The sequence below is a fragment of the Cupriavidus nantongensis genome (assembly GCF_041726985.1).
GTDB classification, from domain to species: domain Bacteria; phylum Pseudomonadota; class Gammaproteobacteria; order Burkholderiales; family Burkholderiaceae; genus Cupriavidus; species Cupriavidus nantongensis_A.
Window position 1 is genome coordinate 1,680,009 of the sequence record NZ_CP168302.1, and the last position, 18,524, is coordinate 1,698,532.

Sequence of the window (18,524 nt, forward strand, 5' to 3'; positions counted from 1 at the left end):
GCCCGCCGCATGCCGCGGCGAAACGGGGACCGGCCACCACCGCCTCTTGACCATGAGTGATATCGAGTCCGCCGACGCCTGGATCCAGAAAGAATATTCCCCCGAGAACAGCCACTGCTATGGGTGCGGCGTCGCCAACCCGCATGGCAACGGACTCAGGACCTACCTGAACGGCGCCGAAACGGTTTCCCGCTTCACACCGGACCCGATGTACAGCGGTGGCGTGCCCGGCAACGTCTACGGCGGCATGATCGCATCGCTGTTCGATTGCCACGGCACGGCGTCCGCTGCCGCCTTTCACAGGCAGCAGTCGGACGACCCCTCGGAACCCTTGGGCCGGTTCGTTACCGCTTCACTCCACGTCAACTTCCTTGCACCCACGCCGCAGGGGCAGGTCCTGACGGTGTCGGGCAAGCTGAAAGCCATCGACGGCCGCAAGGTGTGGGTTGAGATGACACTCACGGCGGGCGAGACCCTCTGCGCCACTGCCGAGATGCTTGCCATCGCCCTGCGCAAATGACAACACTGGCGGCTGCCTAGGGGTTTCTCCTCTCCTTGCGCCGCAATTCAATTGAGGTTGTCAGACCCGGATTCTTAGAATCGATCGCATGACCAGCAAGGAGATCTTGTCATGCGAAGCAGTAGAACGCCGGACCGCAGTATTGCCATAGAAGGCGGTGGCGCAGCGGCCCCATGCTTGCGAGGTGCGCAATGAACGTGCCTCCTGACCGCCTGGCGCTGGCCGGCATCAAGGTCCTGGACCTGTCGCGGATTCTGGCCGGGCCGAGCGCCACGCAACTGCTTGGCGACCTTGGCGCCGATGTCGTCAAGGTCGAGCGCCCTGGGGAAGGCGACGATACCCGCAAATGGGGCCCCCCATACATCGAGGACGCTGCCGGCAACCCGACGCAGGAAAGCGCGTACTACCTCAGCGCCAATCGCAACAAGCGCTCGATCGCGATCGATCTGGCGTCGGAGGCAGGGCGCGCACTGATCCATGACCTGCTGCAACACGCTGACGTGCTGGTGGAGAACTACAAGGTCGGTGGGCTGACGCGCTACGGACTGTCGTACGAACAGCTCAAGGCGCAGTACCCCAGGCTGATCTACTGCTCGATCACGGGATTCGGCCAGACCGGCCCGTACGCGCAGCGCCCGGGCTATGACTTCCTGATCCAGGGGATGGGCGGGATCATGAGCCTCACCGGCGAGCCCGACGGACAGCCGATGAAGGTCGGCGTCGGCATCGCCGATGTCATGACCGGCATGTATGCCACGGTGGGCATCCTCGCCGCGCTGCAGTATCGCGCCGCGCATGGCCGCGGCCAGCATATCGATGTGTCGCTGCTCGATTCGCAGATTGCGTGGCTGGTCAACGGCGCCACCAACTACCTTGCCGACGGTGTGCTGCCGCGGCGGCTGGGCAACGGGCATCCCAATATCGTGCCCTACCAGGTGTTCGATACCGCCGACGCGCCGATGATCCTCGCAGTCGGCAACGATGGCCAGTTCGAGCGGTTCTGCGAGGTCGCGGACCTGATGCACCTGGCTGCGGACACGCGGTTCCGGACCAACCCGGCGCGCGTGGCAAATCGCAAGGAGCTTTGCGAACTGGTCGCCGCGGCGCTACGCCAACGCGGCCGTTCGGAATGGCTCGCCGCGCTGGAAGACGCGGGGGTGCCATGCGGCCCGGTGAACAACCTCGAAGACGTTTTCAACGACCCGCATGTCAAGGCGCGTGGCGCTGAGATCCGCATGCCCTGTGAATGGGCAAAGGACGGCCAGCTGCGGCTGCTCGCCAACCCGCTCAAGCTGTCCGAGACGCCCGCGACCTATCGAAAACCGCCGCCACGGCTGGACGAGCATCGCGACGCGATCCTGAAAGACTGGCTCGGCAACTGATAAACCAATGGAGAGACGCATGTTCGAACTGACCGCTGAACAAAGAGAACTGCAACTGGCCGCGCGCGACCTGGCGCAGAACGCATTCGCACCGACTGCCGCCGACACCGACCTGACCGAGGCCTATCCCTGGCAGAACGTGGATCGGCTGCTGGCCGAAGGCTTCATGGGGATGACGATCCCGAAGGAACTGGGCGGGCAGGGGCGAAGCTACCACGATACGGTGATCGTGATCGAGGAGATGGCAAAGGCCTGTGCCACCATGGGCCGGATTACCGTCGAAGCCAACATGGGTGCGATCGGTGCCATCCTGCGCTATGGCACTGACGAGCAGCGCAAGCTCGCTGCCGCGGCCGTGCTCAGCGGCGACAAGCCCGCCATTTGCATCTCCGAGCCCAACGCCGGCAGCGCCGCCAGCGAGATGACCACCCGCGCGGACCGGGTCGGCGACGACTACATCCTGAACGGCGAAAAGTACTGGATCACCGGCGGCGGTGTCTCGCGCCTGCACCTGATCTTCGCCCGCGTGTTCGATAACGGCGTCGACCAGGGCATCGGCGCGTTCATCTGCGTGCGCGACGGCAACGCTCCCGACGGCCTGGTGATCGGTCGCCGTCTCTACGCGATGGGCGTGCGCGGCATCCCCGAGACGCATATCGAGTTTCGCGACCTGAAGATCCACAAGTCCATGCTGGTGGTGCCGCCGGGCGGCCTGCAGCGCGGCTTCGCGGCGCTGATGAACGCGTACAACGCGCAGCGCGTCGGCGCCGGCACGGTGGCGCTCGGCATCGCGCAGGTTGCGTTCGAGGAAGGCGTGCGGTACGCGAAATCGCGCCAGCAGTTCGGCCGCCCCATCGCCGAGTTCCAGGGCCTGCAGTGGATGATCAGCGATATGTCGGTGCAACTCGAGGCCGCGCGCTTGCTGTTGCACTCGGCCGCCTGCAGCGGCAAAGAGTTTCCCGACATGGCCCGCGCCGCCCGCGCCAAGATCTTCGCCGCCGAGACGGCCAACAAGGTCACCAACGATGCGCTGCAGCTCTACGGCTCGTCCGGCTATGGCCGCCACAACCCGATGGAGCGGCACGTCCGCGATGCCCGCATGTTCACCATCGCCGGCGGCACCGCGCAGATCCTGAGAACGCAGGTGGCAGCGAGCGTGCTCGAGATGAAGCTGTCGCAAACGCGACACGGCTACCTGGCGAAGTAAGGCCGGTCGCAGAAAAACGGAGGAGACAAAGATATGAAGCGCAGAGACTTCATCAAGGCCATGTCCTGTATCGGAGCGGGATCGATGGCGCCGCTCGTGGGTGTGCGCGCAGCGAGCGGGGCCTATCCCGCTTCGCCGGTGCGGCTGGTCGCGCCGTTTCCGCCAGGCGGGACCGTCGATATTTTGGCGAGACTGGTTTCGGCGCAGCTTGCGCGCGAGCTATCCCAATCGGTGATCGTCGAGAATCGCGCCGGCGCGGGCGGCACCATCGGCGCGGACGTGGTGGCGCGCGCCAGGCCGGACGGCTACGCCCTGCTGTTCGGCGCAGCGCATCACGCCATCGCGCAGACCGTCTACCCCGCGCTGCCCTACGACATCCGCAACATGGTGCCGGTCAGCTTCCTGGGGCGGGTGGACCATGTGCTGCTGGTGACCAACAAGCTGCCGGTGAAGACCGTCGCCGAACTGATCGCCTACCTCAAGGCGAATCCCGACAAGCTCGCCTACGGCTCACCCGGCACCGGCACGCTGCACCATCTGATGGCGGAGCAGTTCAAGGCCGTGACCGCAACCCGGATGATGCACGTCCCCTACAAGGGCTCCAGCCCCGCGCTGGTCGACCTGATTTCCGGGACCATCCAGGTCTACTTCGAAACCATGCCATCGGCGCTGCAATACGTCCGCAGCGGCAGCGTGCGGGCGCTCGCGGTGACCTCCAGGCAGCGCTCGCGCAGCCTGCCGGATCTTCCGACCATCGCCGAGTCTGGCGTGCCTAACTACGACGCGGCCAGCTGGTACGGGCTGTTCGCACCGCGCGGCACGCCGGCGCCGGTCGTCACTGCGCTGAACGGCGCCACCGCCCGCGCCTTTGCCAACGAGGCCTTCGTCGAGCAATGGCGGCGCCAGGGTGCCGAGTCGGGCGGGGGCAACCCGGAGGTGCTGCGCAAGCTGCTGCTGAGCGAAGTCGATCGCTGGAGCGCCGTGGCGCGCGACGCGAATATCCGGGTCGAGTAGCACTGCGTAGAAGAGCAGGGCTTTGACCCCACATAGGAGATAACCCATGACCATGTCCAAGGTTTTCAGCGACTTTATCGCAGCAATGACCCGGATCGTAGAAACCGCCAATGGCAACGAGCGCCGCATCCTCGATGCCGGGGAGCAGTTGCTTGGCGAACTGGTTGCTGTGGACAACTGGCTGCCTGAGGCATACGCGAAACCGCATCCCCAGTACTACGGCCAATACCTGCTCCATGCCGATCCGAGCGACCGGTTCTCGGTGGTCAGCTTTGTCTGGGGCCCGGGCCAGAAGACGCCCGTGCATGACCACACTGTGTGGGCGCTCATCGGCATGCTGCGTGGTGCCGAGACTTCGGAGCGATTCGAAGTTGTGGCGCCCGGGAAGCCGATGCGTTCCCTTGGCAAGGATATGCTCAGGCCTGGCCATATCGATCGGGTGTCGCCGTCGATCGGGGATATCCACCGGGTGGCGAATGCCTACGACGACAGCGTGTCGATCAGCATTCATGTGTATGGCGGCAACATCGGCAAGATTTCCCGTCATGTCTATGACGAGCAAACCGGGGAACAGAAGACCTTCATTTCCGGCTACACCAACGTCTAGCCGGCCGTGAACGCGGCCGCGACAGTGGCGATATCCGTCTATGCGTCGAATGTGATCGGCCTCGCGCTGGCATTGGTCCTGTTAGGCCTGGTTCTATTTGTTCTATAAGGCTGCTTCACTCAGCAACCAGTTACGGAATGCCTGCAACCTCGGCAAGGCAGCGCTCTCCGGCCGATAAACGACGTAGTAGGCCAACTCGGAAGGGAATTTCAATTTTGAGAAAAGCCGTACCACGCGCCCGGCCGCCAGATCGTCGCGAGCCATGACGCTGCGCGCCAGCGCCACGCCGCGTCCTTCGCTTGCTGCCTGCAACACCGCTGCGGAGTTGTTTATCTTCATACCGCGCGCGGTCGCTACACCGGAGACGCCCATTTTCTGAAACCACTGGTTCCATGTGGGAAAGCCCGCATGGCCGTCCATGGAGAGATCGTGAATGAGGGTGATGCCATCCAGATCCCCGGGGCGGCGCAGAGTTCGATGCTGCCGCAGCAGCTCAGGCGAACAAACCGGGTACACCTCCTCCTCCATGAGCTTTTCCGCAGTCAGTCCGGGCCATGTGCCGGTACCGTAGCGCACGCCAATGTCCACCCGCTGCGCGACGAAGTCCACAGGTTTGAGGTTGGTCTCCAGGCGGATATCAGTGTCAGGGCAGATTGCCTGGAATCGCTCAAAGCGTGGCAGCAGCCATTTGGCAGCGAAAGCGGGGCTGACCGTAACGGTCAGTACTCCACGGACGGAACCCTCCTGCAGCCGTTCCAGGCCCAGGGATAGCCTGTCAAATCCGGCTCGGATGTCCGGCAATGCGCGCAGTGCGGCATCCGTGGCAGAAAGACGTGCCCGACCACTGCTGCCCCGGACGAACAACGGGAAGCCAAGCCAATCCTCCAGGCCCCGAACCAACTGGCCAACGGCAGCGGGCGTGACGTTGAGCTCCTCCGCTGCTGCAGAGAAGCTCTCGTGTCGGGCACTGGCTTCAAAGGCGCGCAGCGCATTCAGATGGATCGGAAGCTTCATCGTGGTAAAGGTTTTCTTTCAATCGCGGAAATTTTATCTCGTTTGCCGAGAGTGTGGGTTTGGCAAAGAATTGACGGTGATACAAGACAGTTACTCGGGTGGGGCACATGTCCCGAGCGCCGTTGTCGCAACTCTGGCGGATAGTTTCCCTTTCAGGTCGCATTGACCGGATGATGGCGGCATCGCTTCTTCGATGCATGTCTGTCGCTCAGGTTCGGACATCAATTTGCACGAGCTGCCTCGCCGGGCTCCTTTCTTTAAACCCGATTTCGCCTATCAGACAGGCAGAGGGATTTCATATGAGCAATCAGTTCAAGGGCAAGAAGCTGCTGGTCGTCGGCGGCACCAGCGGAATCGGGCTGGAGACCGCCCGCATGGTGCTCGCCGAAGGCGGAAGTGTGGTGATCGTGGGCAATCGCCCTGAAAAGACCGAGGCGGCGCGCAGCGAGTTGGCCGCACTGGGGCCGGTCTGGGCACTGACAGTGAACCTCGCCAGCGATGAGAGCGTCCGCGTACTGCTCGAGACTATCGACGGGCAGCATGCCGACATCGACCTGCTGGTGAACGCCGCCGGCGTGTTCTTTCCAAAGTCCTTCCTCGAGCATTCGGAAGCTGACTACGACCAGTACATGAAGATCAACAAGGCGTTCTTCTTCATTACCCAACGGGTCGCAAGCAACCTGGTCGCGCAAGGCAAAACCGGCGCCATCGTCAACATCGGCTCGATGTGGGCCAGGCAGGCCATTGCAGCCACACCTTCTTCGGCGTATTCGATGGCGAAAGCCGGCCTGCATTCGCTGACGCAGCATCTGGCGATGGAACTGGCCTCCAGCAACATCCGCGTCAACGCGGTGTCGCCTGCCGTGGTCGAAACGCCGATCTACGAGGGCTTCATTCCCAAGGCTGAAGTGCATGGCGCACTGCAAGGCTTCAACAACTTCCATCCCATCGGCCGCGTTGGTACGCCGCGGGACGTTGCCGAAGCTGTCGTTTTCCTGCTCTCCGGCAAGGCGGGTTGGGTAACGGGCGCAATCTGGGACGTGGATGGTGGCGTGATGGCTGGCCGCAACTGATGCGGGGGGGCGAGCCTGCGCGCCGCGCCTGACGTGCGGGTCTACGAGGTCGCGGGATCTGGGGTCATCGGGCCGCCGCGGTCCTGAACCCGCTTGTCATTAAAGGAGTCCCCATGCTGGTTAATCCGGATCTTTCGCTGCGCGCAGCCGTCACGCCACATCAGTACCAGTGGATCGCCTCGCCCCAGCCGGGCGTCGAGCGCGTGATGCTGAATCGAGTGGGGGGCGAAAAAGGGCGCGCCACCAGCATCGTGCGTTACGCGCCCGATTCCTGGTTTCCCCACCACCCACATCCGGCAGGCGAGGAAATTCTCGTGCTTTCGGGCACGTTCTCTGAAGGAGACACGCACTATCCGGCCGGCTGGTATTTGCGCAACCCGCCGGGCTCCAGCCACCAGCCCTCCAGCGCCGAGGGCGCGGTCATCTTTGTGAAACTCGGCCAGATGCAGCGGGGAGAATCCCGCCCGGTTCGTGCCGACACGCGTGATGTGTCGCGCTGGACGGTCAGGCATGGTCGTGAATGCTGCCCGCTGTTCTCGGACGGCATCGAACATGTCTCGCTCGAACGCATACCGGCGGGCGCCACCGTATTAGGCGGTCCGGTAGAGAGTGCCGAAATGCTGGTAGTGGAGGGCAGCTTGCGGGAGCATGCGCAAGAATACGAGCGGGGCAGTTGGGTGCGGCTGCCGCCGGGGACGTATCCGGATCTCGTCGCAGGCAGATGCGGGGCCTGCGTGTACCTCAAGACCGGACGTTTCGCGAACCCCGTCAGCCTGGCGGGCGCGTCATGCTGACCGAACGCATTGCCATCATCGGCGGCGGCCTGAGTGGCCTGTACGCGGCCTACTTGCTGGAGCAACGTGGCATCCGGGATTACGTGTTGCTGGAAGCTCGCGACGCCTCGGGCGGGCGGATCGCTTCTGTCTGAAAGACTCGGCGCGCGACCCTTACACCGCGCTGGAGGCCGACAACAAGGTGGGCGCGCACCAAATGTTGCCATTGCCTTCCTGCGCGGTGTCCGGCGTTTGGTGCAACCGGCTCACCGGAATTGCCAGCGAATGGTCGCCGGAGTTTGGCGGCTATGTCGCAGGCGCAGTGGACGCTGCCCGGCGGGCCGTGGCCGCGTTGACGGCTGGCAATACTGCACATTCCCTTTTGCAGTGATTGCCTTTCCGCGCCGCGCGGGACCAGAAGAGACCTTGGAGTGTCGAGATGAAGCCTACCTATAAAGCCATGCAGATCAGCAGGCCAGGCGTTCTGGAGCTTGTGGAGCGGGCTGCGCCCCAGCCTGGCGTCGCAGAGGTGCTGATCCGGGTGGAAGCCTGCGGAATCTGCGGAGCGGATGCGGCCGACATCGAAAGAACAGGCCCTGCTGCGCAGCCGCCGCGTGTGCCCGGTCACGAGGTGGTTGGCCGAATCCTGGCGGTGGGCCCAGGCACGCCATCGATCTGGACGACAGGCCAGCGCGTGGGCGTGGGCCGGCTGGGTGGCCACTGTGGCGAATGCGTGCAATGCCGGCAGGGGCGGCTCCAGCTTTGCCTGAACCAGCCTGTGGTCGGCGCCACCGTCGACGGCGGCTACGCCGAGATGATGCTGGCGCGCAGCACCGGTCTCGTAGCCATTCCAGATGGGCTTGGCGCAGAAGAGGCCGCGCCTATCCTGTGCGCAGGTATTGCTACCTTCAACGCCTTGAAGAAGTGCGGCGCGCAAGCTGGCGATACGGTGGCTATCCTTGGCATCGGCGGGCTGGGGCACATGGCGCTGCAATATGCAAGAAACATGGGTTTCCGGGTCGTGGCGATCGGGCGAGGCGACGATATTGCAGGCGACGCGCTGGCGCTGGGCGCACATCTCTATATCGATAACCGTCAGGAAGATGCCGCTGCGCGGCTCAAGGCCATGGGCGGCGCCCAGGCCATCGTGACCATGATCGATCGTGCCGAGGCAATTACGGCATTGCTGCCAGGCCTGGCACCCCAGGGGCGGCTGGTTGTTCTCAACCCCGCCAGCAGCCCGTTACACATTCCCCTAGCTCTGCTTGTCGGCGGACAACGCAGCATCCTCGGATCGCTCACGGGTACGCCTTACGACAACGAAAAAACGTTGAACTTCAGTATGCTCGCGAATGTGCGGCCCCGGATAGAAACCATGCCGCTGGAGAAAGCAGCTCAGGCCTACGAAAAGATGAAATCCGGTCGCGCGAAATACCGCATGGTGCTGACGATGGATAATCCCCGTTGAAAGCGCTACACCACTCAGCAGGGCGGCCAAATACTAATATGACCCAGCACAACACCCAATCAGCCCTCAACGCCTCCGGTCTTCTCCCCGACCGGGTCCAGAGCGGCAACATCTGGCGCTTGTCCATCGCCCAGGCACTGGCCGGCGCCAACTCGGTGGTGGTCTATGCCACGGGCGCCATCGTCGGCGATATGCTTGCGCCGATACCCATGCTGGCTACGCTGCCCATTTCCATCTTTGTGGTGGGCATGGCCGCTTGCATTCTGCCCATCGGGGCGGTCTCCCGCAGGTACGGCAGGCGCGCTGCCTTCCTGGCAGGCACCGGGGCCGGTGTATTGACCGGCCTGCTGGCCATGCTTGCTGTCATCCTGGGCTGGTTCTGGCTGTTCTGCGTGGCCACCTTCTTTGGAGGCAGCTACGCCGCCGTCGTGCTGTCCTTTCGTTTTGCGGCAGCCGATGGTGTTGCTCCAGCCCGGCGCGCACGGGCACTATCGCTGGTCATGGCGGGTGGCGTGGCCGCGGGCGTGGTCGGGCCGCAATTGGTGACCTGGACCATGGATCTGTGGCCGCGGCATACATTTGCCATGACCTTCCTGGTGCAGGCCCTCGTGGCAGTGCTGTCGGCGTTCGTTCTGCTCGGGGTAAAGCTTCCCCGGCCCAGCGTTGCAGAAATGGCGGGCGGCCGGCCGCTCACCGAGATCGCACGGCAGCCGCGTTTCATTGCCGCCGCGATCTGTGGCGCGGTGTCCTACATGTTGATGAACTTCCTGATGACCGCCGCACCGCTGGCGATGCACATCTGCGGGCATCCGCAGGCCTCCGCCAACCTGGGGATGCAATGGCATGTCATCGCGATGTACGCGCCGAGTTTCTTTACGGGTTCTCTGATTGCGCGATTCGGAGCAAGCCGCGTGGCGATCGTGGGCCTGGCGCTCACCGGGCTGTCTGCCGCTGTCGGACTCGGAGGCGTCGACGTGGCACACTTCTGGGCCACGCTGATCCTGCTCGGCCTTGGGTGGAATTTCGGGTTCCTCGGCGCATCGACGCTGGTGCTGGAGTGCCACCGTCCCGAGGAAAAGACGCGAGTGCAGTCCCTCAACGACTTCATCGTCTTTGGCCTGATGGCGATCGGCTCTTTTTCGTCCGGCGGCCTGTTGTCCGCCTATGGCTGGAACACAGTGCTGTGGGTTTCGTTCGTTCCACTGGCGCTGGCCTTGGTGGCGCTCGCCGTGGCGATGAGAAGGAACAAGGCCGTAGCTGAACACCAAAGCATGGCGTGAGATTGTAGTGGCCGGGTAGCCTGCTGCCCGGTCAGTGCTTACAAGCCCTGCATCAAGCCTGGCTGGCGTGTGGCCCGCAGAAACGTTAACCGCCTAGCGGCCTGATTGCCGCGCCATCTCGACAAAGCCTGCAATGTAGGCGGTGCCTTCGTCGCCGCGGCGGATGCCGAGATTGATGTGCTTGCGAATACCGTGCTTGCCGAGCGGCACCGCCCGCAATGGCATGCCGGCGCCTTCTTCCTCCACCAGCCAGTCGGGCAACACGGCCACGCCCCGCCCGGCGGCAACGAGCTGCAGCATCAGGTCTGTCACTTCGGCGGTGCGGTGGCGTCGCGGCTGGCAATGCGCCGGGACCAGGAAGCGGGTGTAAATGTCGAGACGCTCGATGCTGACCGGGACCGTGATCAACGTTTCATCGACCAAGTCCTGTGGCCGTATGTAAGGCTGCGCCGCCAGCGGATGGGTCTCGTGAACGACCAGCACCAGCTCATAGTCGATCACTGGCGTGAAGGACAACTCGGGCACCTTGATCGGATCGGGCGTGATCAGCAGGTCGATCTCGTGCCCGAGCAGCGCGGCGACGCCGTCGAACCGGAATGATGTCCGGACATCGAAGTCGACGTCCGGCCACGCGGCAAGATAATGCGGCGTCAGTCGCGCCAGCCATTTCTGGCAGGGATGGCATTCCATGCCGATACGCAATGCACCGCGCCGCCCTTCGGCAAAGTCCGCAAGGATGCGCTCGGCGTGATCCAGTTGGGGTAGCAGGCGTTCCGCCAGTGCGAGCAGGTATTCCCCCGCCTGCGTAAAGCGCAGGCCGCGACCATTCTTGGTCCAGATCTTCACGCCATGGTGGTCTTCCAACTTCTTCACCATGTGCGAGAGCGCGGATTGCGTGACATTCAGCTTTTCCGCGGCGGCGGTAACGCTTCCGGTACGGCTTACCGCGACCAGTGCCGCAAGATGTTGGCGATCCAGCACGCATGACTCCAGCTCATTGGTTCATGAAAAGATACCATTTTTTTTCATGTAATGGCGTTGCTATGCTGGCCTCCATCGAGTCCATCTGGCGCCCTTCGGCGCCGTTCCATAGCGAGAAAAGGAAGTCATGAAGGTCAATGCAACGGCAGTGCAAGGCGAGATGTCGGCTGGGGCAGCCGGCCGCGCGGGCAGCGTTTTCGACGAAGTCATCGATCGCGCGAACTCGCACTCGATGAAATGGGCCATCCCTGAAAAACTCCTCGCTCGGGACGAGGCGGCCGCGAAGCCGCTGCCGATGTGGGTCGCCGACATGGATTTCCGCTCGCCGCAAGCCGTCATCGACGCGCTGCAGGAGGCGGTGGCGCATGGCATCTTCGGCTACCCCGGCGGCGCGACCGACAGCTATGTCGATGCCGTGGTCGCGTGGCAGGGCAAGCGCTTCGGCTGGGAGGTGGCAAAGGAATGGGTGGTGCAGACCTCCGGCATCATCACCACCCTGAAGACCGCCATCCAGGCATTCTCCGCACCGGGCGATTCGGTGCTGATCCAGCCGCCAGTCTATGCGCACTTCCATAACGACGTGCTGATGAACGGCCGCCATCTCGCCTTTGCGCCGCTGGAGCGCACCGATGCCGGCTACCGCTTCGACCCGGCCGTCTTTGAAGCGGCGATCCGCGACGATACGAAGCTCTTCATCCTGAGCAATCCGCACAACCCTACCGGCAACGTCTGGTCGGAAGACGAACTGCGGACCATGGGCGAGATCTGCCTGCGCCGGGGCATCCTGGTCATTTCGGACGAGATCCACCAGGACCTGATCATCAACCCGGAGAAAAAGCACATTCCCTTTGCCTCGCTCGGCGAAGAGTTTACGCAGCACAGCATCACCTGCACCGCACCCAGCAAGACCTTCAACCTGCCGGGGCTGCAAAGCGCGAACGTGTTCGTGCCGAACCGGCGCCTGCGCGACGAACTGCGCCGCCAGTACGACCGCAATATGTTCCCGCTAGTCAATACGCTGGGCATGGTTGCCGCAGAGGCGGCCTATGCTCACGGCGAACCATGGCTCGAACAGATGCTGGCGTACCTGCGCGCCAATCACGACCATTTCCGCGAGTCGGTGCATCGGGCCACGTCACGCGTCCAGGTGCTGCCGGCCGACTCGCTTTACCTGGCATGGATGGACTGCCGCGGCCTCGACATGGACGCGCCGTCGCTGGACAAGTTCATGCTGACCCGGGCTCGCCTGTGGCTCGACAAGGGCCAGAAGTTCGGCATCGAAGGCCACGGCTACATGCGCGTCAACCTGGGATGCCCGCGCGCGACCGTGGAGGAAGCCATCGGCAGATTGACTGCCGCCATCGCCGGACTCTGATCCGGCTCAGCGAACGCAAGACGAAGCCAGCCGGCAGTCGATGGAAAAGGAGCCATCGGCTGCGGACGGCGCTCGTCCGTCGCACAGCCACTCACAACGACAAGCATCACAAAGAGATGTACCACAGGAGACAGTGCAATGCGCAGGAACATCGACGCTCAGTCCTATGAACAGGAAGAGCTGAAACGAGATCTGAAAAGCCGCCATATCCAGATGATCGCCATTGGCGGAGCGATCGGCACCGGCCTCTTCTATGGGTCATCGTGGGCCATCAAGACCGCGGGTCCGGCGATCATCCTGACGTACCTGGTCGCCGCCGTGGCGATCTACTTCGTCATGCGGGCGCTGGGCGAGATGGCGGTCGAGGAGCCGGTCTCCGGGTCCTACATTTCCTATTCGAACCGCTATATCCACCGGTTTGCCGGCTTCCTGAACGGCTGGAACGCATTTATCTTCCTGCTGGCAACCAGCGCGGCCGAGCTGAATGCTCTGGGCAACTACGTGCATTTCTGGTTCCCGACCATGCCGATCTGGGTGACCGCGCTGATAGCCGTGTCGGTGATGTTCTGCGTCAACATGATCGGCGTGAAGTTCTACGGCGAGGCCGAGTTCTGGTTCGCGTTGATCAAGGTGACCGCGATCGTCGCCATGATCGTGTTCGGCGTCGGCATGATCTTCTTCGGCCTGGGCAACAATGGCGAGCCCATCGGCCATCACAACCTGGTGGACCATGGCGGCTTCTTCGCCAAGGGCATCGGCGGCATGGTGCTTTCGATCGTGATGGTGGCGTTCTCGTTTGGCGGCATCGAAAATCTCGGCCTGGCTGCCGGCGAAGCGAAGGATGTCAAGACCACCATGCCCAAGGCCGTCAGCGCGACGTTCTGGCGCCTGCTGATCTTCTACGTCGGTGCCATTGCGGTGCTGCTGATGATCTTCCCGTGGACCTCGCTGACCGCGAAGGGCAGCCCGTTCGTCGACGTCTTTGCCAGGATCGGCGTGCCGGCGGCGGCCGGGGTCATGAACCTGGTGGTCATCACCGCGGTACTGTCGGCCGTGAACGCCAGCGTGTTCACCAACAGCCGCACCTTCTACAACCTGGCGCTGCAGAAGAACGCACCGGCGTTCCTGGGCACGGTCAACCGCCGCAATGTGCCATCGCGCGCCATCATGCTGGTGTTCGCCACGATGTTCGCGGGTGTCTTGCTGAACTACCTGATGCCGGAGAAGGCGTTCGAGCTGTTCTCGTCGATCACGGTGTTCGCGCTGGTGTGTGCCTGGACCTCGATCGTGGTCAGCCACCTGCGCTTCCGCAAGCTCAAGATCCAGACCGGGCAAGCGGACAGCCTGTCCTACAAGATGCCGTTCTTCCCGTATGGCAACTACATTGCGCTGGTGTTCATCGCCGCGGTGCTGGTCTGCATTGCGATCCTGCCGGATATGCGGATGTCGCTGATCGTCTCCGCGTCGTGGGTCGCCATCGTCTTCGTCGCCTACAAGTTCTACACCAGGGAAGAACAGCCGGCCCTGGCCGAGGCGCCCAATGCGGGAACGGGGATGCAATAGGACGGCGATGGCATCAACTTTCCAACTGGCGCTCGACGAGCGGCGCGCAGCCGCTCTGTCCAGGTTGCTCCGCCATGTGACCTGGTCGGATTTAAGCGCGTATGCCAGCGATGTCGAGGAAGCCTTGCTGATGCGCGACGCGCTCGACACCATCGGCCGGGCGCTGGTGCTGGGGGAAGCTGGCCGCGCCGGGCGGCGCGGCCGTTCGCGCAGACGGTAATGTGCTGCGCATCGCGCTACGCAGCGCCGCGCCGAATCCGCCGCGGAAATTGCACCGTTGTTGCGTTTGCGCGCCCGGGATAGGGCGCGTGTTTCATCCCGCCGCCTCTACCATTGACGTGATCCCTCCGTTGCGACGGCCAGGTCGCCGCACCAGCGTCCCGGAGGGGCCGACCGACATGGAGAGCGAATGGAACACACCCCCACCCGGAGAAACCCGATTTCGCTGGACGGCGCACGGCTACTGGACCAGATCCAGGCGCTTGGCGAAATCGGCGCCGACCCCGAAGGCGGCGGCCGGACCCGCATCGCGCTGACCGACGCCGAGAAAGCCGGCCGCGACCAGGTTGTCCAATGGATGCGCGAGCTGGATCTCGAGGTTCGCATCGACCGCATCGGCAACGTCTTCGGCATCCTTCGCTCGGCGACCGATGACGGCAGGCAGGCGCCGCTGATGACCGGCTCCCATATCGATACCGTCACCAATGCCGGTGCGCTCGATGGCTGCTACGGGGTGCTCGCCGGGCTCGCGGTGGCGCGCGCTTTCCGCCAGGCCGGCGTCACGCCGAACCGTTCCATCATGATCGGCGCCTTCACCAATGAGGAGGGCATCCGCTACCAGCCCGACATGATGGGCTCGCTGGTGTATGCCGGCGGGCTGCCCGTGCAGCGGGCGCTCGACACGGTCGGCACCGACGGCACGAGGCTTGGCGACGAACTGGCGCGCATCGGCTATGCCGGCGACATGGAACCCGGCGCCGTGGTGCCGCACGAGTACATCGAACTCCATATCGAACAAGGTCCGGTGCTGGAGGCCGAGGGGACGCAGATCGGCGTGGTCGAGAGCCTGCAGGGGATTTCGTGGCAACAGGTCACGGTACAGGGCAACGCCAACCACGCCGGCACCACGCCCACCCGGCTGCGGCACGATGCCGGCTGGGCGGCGGCCGCGGCGGTGGCGTTCCTGCGTGACCTGGCCAACGCGTCGGACGGCACCACGCTGGCAACGGTGGGGTGCCTGCGCGTCGAGCCCGGCGTGATCAACGTGATCCCACGCAAGGCGGTGTTCACGGTCGATCTGCGCGATCCCGATGAAAGCCGGCTGAAGCGTGCCGAAGCGCGGCTGGCGGATTTCCTGGCAGAAGTCGCCGAAGCCGAGGGCGTCACGATCCGCACCGAGCCGCTCGCGCGCTTCGAGCCGGTGAGCTTCGATGCCGGCATCGTCGGCGCCATCGAAGCCTCGGCGGCGCGCTTTGGCTACACGCATCGACGCATGACTTCCGGCGCCGGGCACGACGCCCAGATGATCGCGCGCATCACCCCTGCGGCGATGATTTTCGTGCCCAGCCGCGGTGGCATCAGCCACAACCCGCGCGAGCACAGCGACGACGGCCAGCTGCTGATGGGCGCGCAAGTGCTGCTCGATGTCATCCTCGCCCGCATTGGGCATACCACTGAGTGATCCCTTCCCCAATGACCGCAGATACCCCCATGCTGACCATCAATTCCCGCGCCCACCTGTGCGACTATCCGGCCGAGCTGAGGCAACTGATGAGCATCGCCGAAGCCGGGCGTAGCCACGCGTGGCTGTCGCACTGGGACCAGCTCAACGCCGGGCCCACGCCGCTGCGCGAACTGCCCGGCCTGGCCGCGAGCCTTGGCATCGCGCAGCTGAGCGTCAAGGACGAGTCGGCCCGCTCGCCGCTCGGCAGTTTCAAGGCGCTCGGCGCGCCGATCGCGCTGGTGCGGCTGGTGCTGCGCATGTTGCCGGAGAGCGGTCTCGATCCGCTCGAACTGATCGCCGGCCGCCATGCCGCGCTGCTGCGCGACTTCACCGTGATCAGCGCCACCGACGGCAATCACGGCCGCGCGCTGGCTGCCGCGGCGCGCAGCTTCGGCTGCCGCTGCGTGATCGTGCTGCATGCGAACGTCAGCCAGGAGCGCGAAGACGCGATTGCCGCCTGCGGCGCGCGCATCGTGCGCATCGTCGGCAACTATGACGAGTCGGTCGAGGAAGCCGCCCGGCTGGCCGCCGCCAACGGCTGGACCGTGGTCTCCGACACCTCTTACGAGGGCTATCAGGACATCCCGCGCGACGTGATGCAGGGCTACGGCGCCATTGCCGCGGAAGTGCTGGCGCAGCGCGGCGTCGCGCCCGGCCAGCCATGCCCGTACACCCATGTGTTCCTGCAAGGGGGCGTCGGCGGCCTGGCCGCCGGCGTGGCCAGCTATCTGTGGGAGCGCTTCGGTGCCGGCCGGCCGACATTCGTCGTGGTGGAACCGGCGCAGGCAGATTGCCTGTACCAAAGTGCGCTGCAGGGGCGACCCGCGCGCGCAACCGGCTCGGTCGACTCGGTGATGGCGGGACTCGCCTGTGGCGAGACCTCGCCGCTGGCCTGGCGCTTCCTGGAACCCAGCGTGGACGTCTTCATGACGATTGCCGACGACGACGCCGTGACTGCGATGCATCGGCTGGCCAGCGGCCAGGACGGGGACGTGCCTATCGTCGCCGGTGAATCGGGGGCGGCCGGCGTCGCGGGACTGGCGGTATTGCGCGCGCAGCCGGCGCTGTCCGCGGCGGCCGGCCTCGACGCCGGTTCCCGCGTGCTGGTGATCAATACCGAAGGCGCCACCGCTCCGACCGTCTACCAGCAACTGGTGGGCGAATCCGCGGAATCCGTCCTGGCGCGCCAGGCAGCTTGGCTGGCACGCTGAGCCCGGCGTACTGAAGACGCGATGCATGATCGAGCCCATTCAGGGCTCGATCGACACGCCCAGCGACACCTTGGCCCGCTGCATGGCGACGTGTGTCTTGAAGTTCTTGACGTTGCCCGAGACAAAGAACAGCTCGCGCGTCAGGCGCTCGTACTCGGTCATATCCGCCACGGCCAGCACCAGCAGAAAATCGAAGTCGCCGGTCACGTAGTACACCTGCTGGACCTGCGGGCAGTCGACGAAGCGCTTGCGGACCTCGTCCAGCAGGTCCAGCCGCTCGTTCTCCAGCGTCACCTCGACCAGTACCGTGATCATCTTGCCGACCTGTGCGGGATCGACCACGGCGGTGTTGGCGACAATCACGCCTTCAGCTTCCAGTGCGGCGATGCGCCGGTTGACGGCGGACGGTGACAGGTTGACAGCATCGGCCAGCTGTCGCTGCGAGAGCTTGTTGTTGTCCTGCAGCAGCCGCAGCAGCTTGCGGTCGTACGCGTCGAGTTGCATTGCCGTGGTCCCTTCTGCGCGCGAGGGCCGTTGCCCTGCGCATGGCATGGAACGGTCATTTTCGCATCCTGGACCAGGGATGGCGGCATCCCCGGCGTCTTCGCCTTCAAATCGCGACGTTTGACCGGCGCAAGAGGCGCGCGTGCAACGATGTCCCGGATAGACCGCGTGCAAACGGACATCCTTGCGTTGGCCCGCCTGTTGGGAATGGCGTACTGCTGACTTCATCGCCCGCGCGCCTGGCGAGATGGGCGGAAGCGCAGGATTCAGGACCCGGCGATTTCGACTCTTTCACCGCGAAGACCGGGACACAGCGACTTCCGATCTTCGCGGCAGGCACAGCTACATCAGGCCTTGCCCTTGCCAGTCACAGCCCGGGCAGCTTCCTCACATTCCTTCTCGCGCCACAGGAACTGCTGCGCCAGCACATCCTTGTCGAACAGGATCTTGTACTGGCACGCCTTGTCGCCGGACGGCGTCTGCAGGCGGAACAGGTAGTCCCATTCCCGTACAAAGAAGAAGCCTTCCAGGAAATGCGGCCGGCCCAGCAGGTGGTAGAGCTGGTCCTTGGTCATGCCGGGCTTGACCAGCGCCAGTTTGGCCGGGTCGGGATAGATCCCTTCGCGCAGCGTCATGGTGGTATCGGTCATCTCAGGCCAGACCGGCGCCGTGCTGGCGCCGCGGTCGTCGATCTTGCTGAGGTTGCCGCAGCCGGTCAGCGCCAGCGCCAGCAGCAGGGCAGCGCAGGGCGCCGCGTGGTGTTTTATCGATGCATACATGGTGTCGAGTTCCTTGATGTTCTGAAGCGGGCAGACGGGCACCGCGGTGC

General features: G+C 64.3%; 18 protein-coding genes and 1 pseudogene. 15 read left to right on the forward strand and 4 right to left on the reverse strand.

Going from position 1 to position 18,524, the window contains the following annotated elements; all coding sequences use genetic code 11:
• The first annotated feature begins 52 nt into the window (after positions 1–52).
• The 5 genes from ACEI37_RS07325 to ACEI37_RS07345 all read left to right on the forward strand — a co-directional run bounded on the left by ACEI37_RS07325 (position 53) and on the right by ACEI37_RS07345 (position 4,730).
• Positions 53–520 carry a PaaI family thioesterase gene (locus ACEI37_RS07325; protein ID WP_373376089.1) on the forward strand — a complete coding sequence of 156 codons (468 nt, stop codon included), beginning with the start codon at positions 53–55 and terminating at the stop codon, positions 518–520.
• A 191-nt stretch (positions 521–711) separates the two neighbouring features.
• Complete coding sequence (locus ACEI37_RS07330; protein ID WP_373376090.1) at positions 712–1,902, forward strand: CaiB/BaiF CoA transferase family protein; 1,191 nt, start codon at positions 712–714, stop codon at positions 1,900–1,902.
• A 19-nt stretch (positions 1,903–1,921) separates the two neighbouring features.
• Complete coding sequence (acdA, locus tag ACEI37_RS07335; protein ID WP_373376091.1) at positions 1,922–3,109, forward strand: 3-sulfinopropanoyl-CoA desulfinase; 1,188 nt, start codon at positions 1,922–1,924, stop codon at positions 3,107–3,109.
• A 33-nt stretch (positions 3,110–3,142) separates the two neighbouring features.
• The gene (locus ACEI37_RS07340; protein ID WP_373376092.1) at positions 3,143–4,123 is read left to right on the forward strand and encodes a Bug family tripartite tricarboxylate transporter substrate binding protein; all 981 of its coding nucleotides are present in this window, start codon (positions 3,143–3,145) and stop codon (positions 4,121–4,123) included.
• A gap of 52 nt (positions 4,124–4,175) precedes the next feature.
• Positions 4,176–4,730 carry a cysteine dioxygenase gene (locus tag ACEI37_RS07345; RefSeq protein ID WP_373377730.1) on the forward strand — a complete coding sequence of 185 codons (555 nt, stop codon included), beginning with the start codon at positions 4,176–4,178 and terminating at the stop codon, positions 4,728–4,730.
• A gap of 102 nt (positions 4,731–4,832) precedes the next feature.
• Here the strand turns inward: ACEI37_RS07345 and gcvA are convergent, their stop codons facing one another.
• Positions 4,833–5,744: a transcriptional regulator GcvA gene (gene gcvA, locus ACEI37_RS07350; protein WP_373376093.1), complete on the reverse strand. Its 912-nt coding sequence runs from the start codon at positions 5,742–5,744 to the stop codon at positions 4,833–4,835.
• A 299-nt stretch (positions 5,745–6,043) separates the two neighbouring features.
• Between gcvA and ACEI37_RS07355 the strand changes: the two genes are divergently transcribed.
• From ACEI37_RS07355 to ACEI37_RS07375, 5 genes and pseudogenes are all read left to right on the forward strand, one after another.
• Positions 6,044–6,817: an SDR family NAD(P)-dependent oxidoreductase gene (locus ACEI37_RS07355; RefSeq protein WP_373376094.1), complete on the forward strand. Its 774-nt coding sequence runs from the start codon at positions 6,044–6,046 to the stop codon at positions 6,815–6,817.
• Between the two features lie 113 nt (positions 6,818–6,930).
• On the forward strand, positions 6,931–7,611 hold the full coding sequence (locus ACEI37_RS07360) for a cupin domain-containing protein (protein ID WP_373376095.1): 681 nt from the start codon (positions 6,931–6,933) through the stop codon (positions 7,609–7,611).
• Positions 7,605–7,742 (forward strand): annotated as a pseudogene (locus ACEI37_RS07365) (FAD-dependent oxidoreductase); the annotation flags it as partial. The gene ACEI37_RS07360 and the pseudogene ACEI37_RS07365, both read left to right, overlap by 7 nt.
• A gap of 287 nt (positions 7,743–8,029) precedes the next feature.
• Complete coding sequence (locus ACEI37_RS07370) at positions 8,030–9,058, forward strand: alcohol dehydrogenase (protein WP_373376096.1); 1,029 nt, start codon at positions 8,030–8,032, stop codon at positions 9,056–9,058.
• A gap of 38 nt (positions 9,059–9,096) precedes the next feature.
• Entirely contained in the window at positions 9,097–10,338 is a 1,242-nt protein-coding gene (locus ACEI37_RS07375; protein WP_373376097.1) for an MFS transporter, read from the forward strand.
• A 93-nt stretch (positions 10,339–10,431) separates the two neighbouring features.
• Here ACEI37_RS07375 and ACEI37_RS07380 read toward each other — a convergent pair whose 3' ends face one another.
• On the reverse strand, positions 10,432–11,319 hold the full coding sequence (locus ACEI37_RS07380) for a LysR family transcriptional regulator (protein ID WP_373376098.1): 888 nt from the start codon (positions 11,317–11,319) through the stop codon (positions 10,432–10,434).
• Between the two features lie 127 nt (positions 11,320–11,446).
• Between ACEI37_RS07380 and ACEI37_RS07385 the strand changes: the two genes are divergently transcribed.
• From ACEI37_RS07385 to ACEI37_RS07405, 5 genes are all read left to right on the forward strand, one after another.
• Positions 11,447–12,694, forward strand: coding sequence for a MalY/PatB family protein (locus ACEI37_RS07385; protein WP_373376099.1), 1,248 nt, complete (start codon positions 11,447–11,449; stop codon positions 12,692–12,694).
• Between the two features lie 138 nt (positions 12,695–12,832).
• Positions 12,833–14,257 (forward strand): amino acid permease, encoded by a 1,425-nt coding sequence (locus ACEI37_RS07390; RefSeq protein WP_373376100.1) that lies wholly within the window; start codon positions 12,833–12,835, stop codon positions 14,255–14,257.
• Between the two features lie 7 nt (positions 14,258–14,264).
• Positions 14,265–14,477 carry a hypothetical protein gene (locus ACEI37_RS07395; protein ID WP_373376101.1) on the forward strand — a complete coding sequence of 71 codons (213 nt, stop codon included), beginning with the start codon at positions 14,265–14,267 and terminating at the stop codon, positions 14,475–14,477.
• Between the two features lie 189 nt (positions 14,478–14,666).
• Positions 14,667–15,938 (forward strand): Zn-dependent hydrolase, encoded by a 1,272-nt coding sequence (locus tag ACEI37_RS07400; protein WP_373376102.1) that lies wholly within the window; start codon positions 14,667–14,669, stop codon positions 15,936–15,938.
• 29 nt (positions 15,939–15,967) lie between these two features.
• Entirely contained in the window at positions 15,968–17,191 is a 1,224-nt protein-coding gene (locus ACEI37_RS07405; protein WP_373376103.1) for a diaminopropionate ammonia-lyase, read from the forward strand.
• Positions 17,192–17,230: 39 nt separating this feature from the next.
• Here ACEI37_RS07405 and ACEI37_RS07410 read toward each other — a convergent pair whose 3' ends face one another.
• Together ACEI37_RS07410 and ACEI37_RS07415 are read right to left on the reverse strand one after the other, a co-directional pair.
• Positions 17,231–17,695, reverse strand: a complete 465-nt coding sequence (locus ACEI37_RS07410; RefSeq protein WP_373376104.1) for an Lrp/AsnC family transcriptional regulator — start codon at positions 17,693–17,695, stop codon at positions 17,231–17,233.
• Between the two features lie 347 nt (positions 17,696–18,042).
• A complete protein-coding gene (locus ACEI37_RS07415) occupies positions 18,043–18,474 on the reverse strand; it encodes an outer membrane protein assembly factor BamE (protein WP_373376105.1) in 432 nt (143 codons plus the stop codon).
• Positions 18,475–18,524 lie beyond the last annotated feature (50 nt).

What these genes read in the sequence shown, in the direction of transcription:
- ACEI37_RS07325 (WP_373376089.1), top strand. Translation starts at nt 53, where the DNA reads ATGAGTGATATCGAGTCCGCCGACGCCTGGATCCAGAAAGAATATTCC.
- ACEI37_RS07330 (WP_373376090.1), top strand. Translation starts at nt 712, where the DNA reads ATGAACGTGCCTCCTGACCGCCTGGCGCTGGCCGGCATCAAGGTCCTG.
- acdA (WP_373376091.1), top strand. Translation starts at nt 1,922, where the DNA reads ATGTTCGAACTGACCGCTGAACAAAGAGAACTGCAACTGGCCGCGCGC.
- ACEI37_RS07340 (WP_373376092.1), top strand. Translation starts at nt 3,143, where the DNA reads ATGAAGCGCAGAGACTTCATCAAGGCCATGTCCTGTATCGGAGCGGGA.
- ACEI37_RS07345 (WP_373377730.1), top strand. Translation starts at nt 4,176, where the DNA reads ATGTCCAAGGTTTTCAGCGACTTTATCGCAGCAATGACCCGGATCGTA.
- gcvA (WP_373376093.1), bottom strand. Translation starts at nt 5,744, where the DNA reads ATGAAGCTTCCGATCCATCTGAATGCGCTGCGCGCCTTTGAAGCCAGT.
- ACEI37_RS07355 (WP_373376094.1), top strand. Translation starts at nt 6,044, where the DNA reads ATGAGCAATCAGTTCAAGGGCAAGAAGCTGCTGGTCGTCGGCGGCACC.
- ACEI37_RS07360 (WP_373376095.1), top strand. Translation starts at nt 6,931, where the DNA reads ATGCTGGTTAATCCGGATCTTTCGCTGCGCGCAGCCGTCACGCCACAT.
- ACEI37_RS07370 (WP_373376096.1), top strand. Translation starts at nt 8,030, where the DNA reads ATGAAGCCTACCTATAAAGCCATGCAGATCAGCAGGCCAGGCGTTCTG.
- ACEI37_RS07375 (WP_373376097.1), top strand. Translation starts at nt 9,097, where the DNA reads ATGACCCAGCACAACACCCAATCAGCCCTCAACGCCTCCGGTCTTCTC.
- ACEI37_RS07385 (WP_373376099.1), top strand. Translation starts at nt 11,447, where the DNA reads ATGAAGGTCAATGCAACGGCAGTGCAAGGCGAGATGTCGGCTGGGGCA.
- ACEI37_RS07390 (WP_373376100.1), top strand. Translation starts at nt 12,833, where the DNA reads ATGCGCAGGAACATCGACGCTCAGTCCTATGAACAGGAAGAGCTGAAA.
- ACEI37_RS07395 (WP_373376101.1), top strand. Translation starts at nt 14,265, where the DNA reads ATGGCATCAACTTTCCAACTGGCGCTCGACGAGCGGCGCGCAGCCGCT.
- ACEI37_RS07400 (WP_373376102.1), top strand. Translation starts at nt 14,667, where the DNA reads ATGGAACACACCCCCACCCGGAGAAACCCGATTTCGCTGGACGGCGCA.
- ACEI37_RS07405 (WP_373376103.1), top strand. Translation starts at nt 15,968, where the DNA reads ATGCTGACCATCAATTCCCGCGCCCACCTGTGCGACTATCCGGCCGAG.
- ACEI37_RS07410 (WP_373376104.1), bottom strand. Translation starts at nt 17,695, where the DNA reads ATGCAACTCGACGCGTACGACCGCAAGCTGCTGCGGCTGCTGCAGGAC.
- ACEI37_RS07415 (WP_373376105.1), bottom strand. Translation starts at nt 18,474, where the DNA reads ATGTATGCATCGATAAAACACCACGCGGCGCCCTGCGCTGCCCTGCTG.